The sequence below is a fragment of the Alphaproteobacteria bacterium genome, from assembly GCA_035625915.1.
GTDB lineage: Bacteria > Pseudomonadota > Alphaproteobacteria > JACZXZ01 > JACZXZ01 > DATDHA01.
On the sequence record DASPOR010000012.1, the window covers coordinates 1 to 5,139 of the forward strand.

Annotated in this window: 6 protein-coding genes; all 6 read left to right on the forward strand. The window is 59.8% G+C overall.

Annotated elements, in window-relative coordinates; all coding sequences use genetic code 11:
* Positions 1-211: ATP-dependent Clp protease ATP-binding subunit ClpX (locus VEJ16_01200; protein ID HYB08268.1), on the forward strand; the 211-nt coding region annotated here is incomplete at its 5' end.
* Positions 212-487: 276 nt separating this feature from the next.
* Positions 488-2,923 carry an endopeptidase La gene (lon, locus tag VEJ16_01205; GenBank protein HYB08269.1) on the forward strand — a complete coding sequence of 812 codons (2,436 nt, stop codon included), beginning with the start codon at positions 488-490 and terminating at the stop codon, positions 2,921-2,923.
* A 174-nt stretch (positions 2,924-3,097) separates the two neighbouring features.
* Positions 3,098-3,478 (forward strand): hypothetical protein, encoded by a 381-nt coding sequence (locus VEJ16_01210; GenBank protein ID HYB08270.1) that lies wholly within the window; start codon positions 3,098-3,100, stop codon positions 3,476-3,478.
* A 46-nt stretch (positions 3,479-3,524) separates the two neighbouring features.
* Positions 3,525-4,331 carry a dienelactone hydrolase family protein gene (locus VEJ16_01215; protein HYB08271.1) on the forward strand — a complete coding sequence of 269 codons (807 nt, stop codon included), beginning with the start codon at positions 3,525-3,527 and terminating at the stop codon, positions 4,329-4,331.
* A gap of 28 nt (positions 4,332-4,359) precedes the next feature.
* On the forward strand, positions 4,360-4,665 hold the full coding sequence (locus tag VEJ16_01220) for a DUF6295 family protein (GenBank protein ID HYB08272.1): 306 nt from the start codon (positions 4,360-4,362) through the stop codon (positions 4,663-4,665).
* Positions 4,666-4,714: 49 nt separating this feature from the next.
* Positions 4,715-4,921: a hypothetical protein gene (locus VEJ16_01225; protein HYB08273.1), complete on the forward strand. Its 207-nt coding sequence runs from the start codon at positions 4,715-4,717 to the stop codon at positions 4,919-4,921.
* Positions 4,922-5,139 lie beyond the last annotated feature (218 nt).

A 5,139-nucleotide genomic window follows, 5' to 3' on the forward strand; every position in this document is an offset into this window, starting at 1 on the left:
CCGAAAGGCGATCGACCGTAAGACCGGTGCCCGCGGCCTGCGTTCCATCATGGAGAGCATTTTGCTCGACACGATGTTCGATCTACCGAGCCTAGAAGGGGTGGAAGAAGTCGTGATCTCGCGTGAGGTGGTCGAGGGTAGCGCGAGGCCGCTCTATATCTATGCGGACCGGTCTGACCGAGCGGGGGACGCCGGCAGTGCGAGCGCCTGACGGACGAGCTGCCGCCGCGAAGACCTGGTTCGGGCAAGCCGCGCTTTCTTGACACGGGTGTGGCGCAACGCCACGTATAGTGTGCGAACGATAGTCGCGTACGAGCAGTCGCGTGCGGTAAACCGGGCGGATTTCGCAGTCGCCCTTTGGATACGGACCGATCGGCGTCCGAGATCCTATTCCCGGTTCCTCGGCGGCCTGTCGCGACAGATCAGTTAGCGGACTGCCTCGGAGATACAAAGAAAACGGACATACAAAGATAAAGGGAAGTGGGCTATGACAAGCGTCGCAAAACCTAAGCCGCTCCTGACCGGCGAAAGCCGGGCTTATCCGGTGCTGCCGCTGCGGGACATTGTCGTGTTCCCGCACATGATCGTTCCGCTGTTCGTCGGCCGCGAGAAGTCGATCAAGGCTCTCGAGGAGGTGATGCGCTCGGACACGTTCATTCTGCTTGCGACGCAGAAGAACGCATCCGACGATGATCCGGCGACTGACGCGATTTACCCGGTCGGTACGCTCGCGAGCGTGCTGCAATTGCTCAAGCTGCCGGACGGCACCGTCAAAGTGCTGGTCGAGGGCGCCGCGCGCGCGCAGGTCAAGAAATACACCGACCGCGACGAGTATTTCGAAGCCGAGGCGGTTGTAATCGCCGATACATCGGGCGATCAGGTCGAGGCCGAAGCCCTGGCGCGATCGGTCGTCAACGAGTTTGAAGGCTATGTGAAGCTGAACAAAAAGGTTTCGCCGGAAGTCATTGGCGTGGTCCAGCAAATCGAGGACTATGCCAAGCTCGCCGACACCGTTGCTTCGCATCTCGCGGTCAAGATTCCCGACAAGCAGACGATCCTTGAGACACCTGCCGTCACCGAGCGGCTCGAAAAGGTGCTCGGACTGATGGAGAGTGAAATCTCCGTGTTGCAGGTTGAAAAGCGGATCCGCACGCGGGTCAAGCGCCAGATGGAGAAGACGCAGCGTGAATACTACCTCAACGAACAGATGAAGGCGATCCAGAAGGAGCTAGGCGACGAGGACGGCAAGGACGAACTCGCCGAGCTTGAAGAGAAGATCAAACACACCAAGCTCTCGAAAGAGGCGCGCGAGAAGGCGCAGCATGAGATCAAGAAACTGCGTCAGATGTCGCCAATGTCGGCGGAAGCCACCGTCGTGCGCAACTACCTCGACTGGCTGCTGTCGATCCCATGGAACAAGAAATCGAAGATCAAGAAGGATCTTACGCTCGCCGAACAAATCCTCGACGCCGATCATTACGGCCTCGAGAAGGTCAAGGAGCGCATTGTCGAGTACCTCGCGGTCCAACAACGCGCCAATAAGCTAACGGGACCGATCCTGTGTCTGGTCGGACCGCCGGGGGTGGGCAAGACCTCGCTTGGCAAGTCGATCGCGAAGGCGACCGGGCGCGAATTCGTTCGCGTTTCGCTCGGCGGCGTGCGCGACGAGGCGGAGATTCGCGGCCATCGGCGGACCTATATCGGTTCGATGCCGGGCAAGATCATCCAGTGCATGCGGAAGGCCAAGACTTCCAATCCGCTGTTCCTGCTCGATGAAGTCGATAAGATGGGGGCCGATTTCCGCGGCGATCCGTCGTCGGCCCTGCTCGAAGTGCTCGATCCTGAGCAGAACCACGCGTTCAACGATCACTATCTCGAAGTCGATTACGACCTGTCCCACGTGATGTTCATCACCACGGCGAATACGCTCAATATTCCGCCACCCCTGATGGACCGCATGGAGATCATCCGCATCGCCGGTTACACCGAGGACGAGAAAGTCGAGATCGCCCGCAAGCACCTCATTCCGCACGCAATCGTCAAGCACGGACTCGAACCGAAGGAATGGTCGGTCGACGATGAGGCATTGCTAACGATCATTCGCCGTTACACGCGCGAAGCGGGCGTTCGCAACCTTGAACGCGAGCTGTCGACGCTGATCCGCAAGGCAGTGAAGGAACTGACGATTTCGAAGAAGGAGTCTGTTCAAGTCACCGACAAGGTCTTAGCGGAATATCTCGGCGTGCCGAAATTCCGCTTCGGCGAGGTTGAGGACGAAGATCAGGTCGGCGTGGTCACTGGACTGGCCTGGACAGACGTCGGCGGCGAGCTTCTCACCATCGAAGCGGCCATGATGCCGGGCAAGGGCAAGATGACGGTAACCGGCAACCTGCGCGATGTGATGAAGGAGTCGATCTCTGCGGCGGCTTCCTATGTCCGCATGCGTGCGGTGGCGTTTGGTATCGAGCCGCCGTCATTCGATAAGCGCGACATCCACGTGCACGTGCCGGAAGGCGCAACGCCGAAGGACGGTCCCTCGGCGGGCGTCGCCATGGTTACGGCAATTGTCTCGGTGATGACGGGCATCCCGGTGCATCGCGACGTGGCGATGACAGGAGAGATCACGCTGCGCGGCCGGGTGCTGCCAATCGGTGGTCTAAAAGAGAAGCTCCTCGCGGCCCATCGCGGCGGCATCAAGACCGTGCTCATTCCCGAAGAGAACGCCAAAGACCTGGTCGAGATCAACGATAGCATCAAGAGCGGGCTCGATATCATTCCGGTTTCCCGGATGGATGAGGTCCTGGCGCGTGCTCTCGTGCGCAAGCCTGAACCGATCGTGTGGGAAGAGGCGACGGCGAAGCCTGTCGATGTTCCCGAGCCATCGGTCGTGGAGGAAGATTCTCCGGGCCTCACCGCGCACTAACGTGCCAATACACCACTTGAAGGCGGCGTCCGGCGCCGCCTTTTTTCAGTTGTGAGTTCGTACGCCCCGCGATATTGGCCGGCGACGCGACTTTCGGTAAATATCCCCCTGGGGCGGCGACTACGGTGCCGAAGTCACAATGAGGGCGCCGTCAAAAATGGATGAGAGAGGCGCGTGTTCAACATCGTTTATCCGGTCGCTGGATATGCTGTGCTTGCACTGGTGGGCGTCGGGATTGCGAGTGTGGCGCTGGCCGCCGACGATTTTCCGCTCACGGGCAACTATACGCAGAACGTCGCCTGCAAGGGTGATGGCAGCGATCCTGCCGCCGCCAAAGTCACGATTTCGCCCGACGAGATCGTCTCCAACGTCGGAATTTGCACCATTCTGGATAAGAGACAGGACGGGCAGAGCATAGCCGCCCATGTCGAGTGCAAATTGGCCGGAGGACCGCTAATGGGCGATATCACCTTCACGCTGCGCTCCAACAACACCGTAGAATTCATCGATCGCGACATGACCTACAAGGCGGTGCTCTACCGCTGTCCGCGGTGATCGCGTAGTGTGTGTTTGAGTGTCCTTTTCCGACAGGGGTCTGCGCATGAGTCACTATCGCGGCCTGCAGGCAGAGCCGGTGGTGTTTCGCGGCTACGACGGGGATCAGGGCGACGCCTATTACGCAAAGCCAATTGGTTCTGGAACAAGTGTTCGCCGAACAAGCGCCCCCGCAAAGTGTCCCGGTATCGTCGTGATCCATCACCTTCCCGGATGGGACGAGTGGATCACCGAGGTAGTGCGCAAATTCGCTCATCACGGTTATGCGGCGATCTCGCCGCATTTGTATTTCCGCGAAGGTTCGGACAGCCCCGATGATGTCGGCGCGCGGGTGCGCGCCGCTGGCGGTGTCGCCGACGCGCAAGTCCTGGGCGACGTCGCCGGCGCAATGGCTTATTTGCGCGCGCAGCCCAACGCCAGCGGCAAAATAGGCGTGATCGGGTTCTGCTCTGGCGGCCGCCACACCTATCTCGCCGCCTGCACGCTGTCGGGAATCGACGCCGCAGTGGACTGCTGGGGCGGCAATGTGATTGTCGATAATCCGAAAGATCTCAATGCGAAGCGGCCGGTGGCTCCGATCGATGTGACGGAGAAACTAAATTGTCCACTCTTGGGGATATTCGGCAATGACGACGCCAATCCGACCGCCGACCAGGTGAACAGAACGGAGGCCGTGCTCAAGCGGTTCAACAAAACGTACGAATTCTACCGCTACGACGGCGCTGGACATGCATTCTTCAACATTTACCGCGACGCCTATCGGCCCGAACAGGCGCTCGATGGTTGGAAGAAAGTGTTCGCTTTTTTGCATCGGTATCTTGCGGCGTCCACCGCAAGCATCGCTGCGGAATAACGCAAACCGAAAGCAAAGGGGTCAGGCCATGTGCTCCTATATCGTCGAAAAGACGGCGCTCATTGGTAGCGCGAAGGGCCGCAAAGGCTGGATGCGGATCGATACGGCGAACGTCTATTTCGACCATCCATATTATTCGCCGCTCGATCACGTGCTCGCCATCGACTTCACCAACGAAGGCGAGGGTGGCCGCGATCGCGTGGCGATTGAACTGAGTGCCGATTCCGCCCGCGCTTTGGTCGAACGCATTCTCGCAGCCCTTGCGAGCGGCGAGGCCGCGCACGCCGAGCCGGAGACCGAACCGACGTCGGCGGCGATCGCGATGTCGTGCTAATGGAACCCTGGCGCGGATTCCCGCGCCGCGCGGAGGAAGAGGTGTTTCGATGAAAACGCTCGCTTATCTTTTGGCGATTATTTGCGCTATTGCCGCGGTGATGTACTACACGACTCAGGCAGGCTCCCTGCCGACATTCATGCCCGGCTACTCAGCCGGTTCCTCGCACATCCATACGACTCACGCCCTCGCCGCTGCGATCGCGGCGATTGTGCTCTTCCTCATCGGCTGGATCGTCGGCCGGTCTCGCGCCTAAGGTTCGGAGCGGCTGCAGGTCGTTGCCGAGATGTCTGTTTTGAGCGGTCGATGAGCCGACGTCCGACTACTTTTTTTCGAGCAGTTTGCGCTGAACGCGTTCATCGAACCGCGAGACGCTGACCACCCCCCGCTGATGGCTGCCACCGCCAATCTGTTCGAATTCGTCGCGCGCCGTGACGCGAAAGGTGATCGTTCGGCCTTCGATCCGCGTTACCT

Coding starts and splice junctions, on each gene's coding strand:
- lon (HYB08269.1), top strand. CDS start 488: ATGACAAGCGTCGCAAAACCTAAGCCGCTCCTGACCGGCGAAAGCCGG.
- VEJ16_01215 (HYB08271.1), top strand. CDS start 3,525: ATGAGTCACTATCGCGGCCTGCAGGCAGAGCCGGTGGTGTTTCGCGGC.
- VEJ16_01220 (HYB08272.1), top strand. CDS start 4,360: ATGTGCTCCTATATCGTCGAAAAGACGGCGCTCATTGGTAGCGCGAAG.
- VEJ16_01225 (HYB08273.1), top strand. CDS start 4,715: ATGAAAACGCTCGCTTATCTTTTGGCGATTATTTGCGCTATTGCCGCG.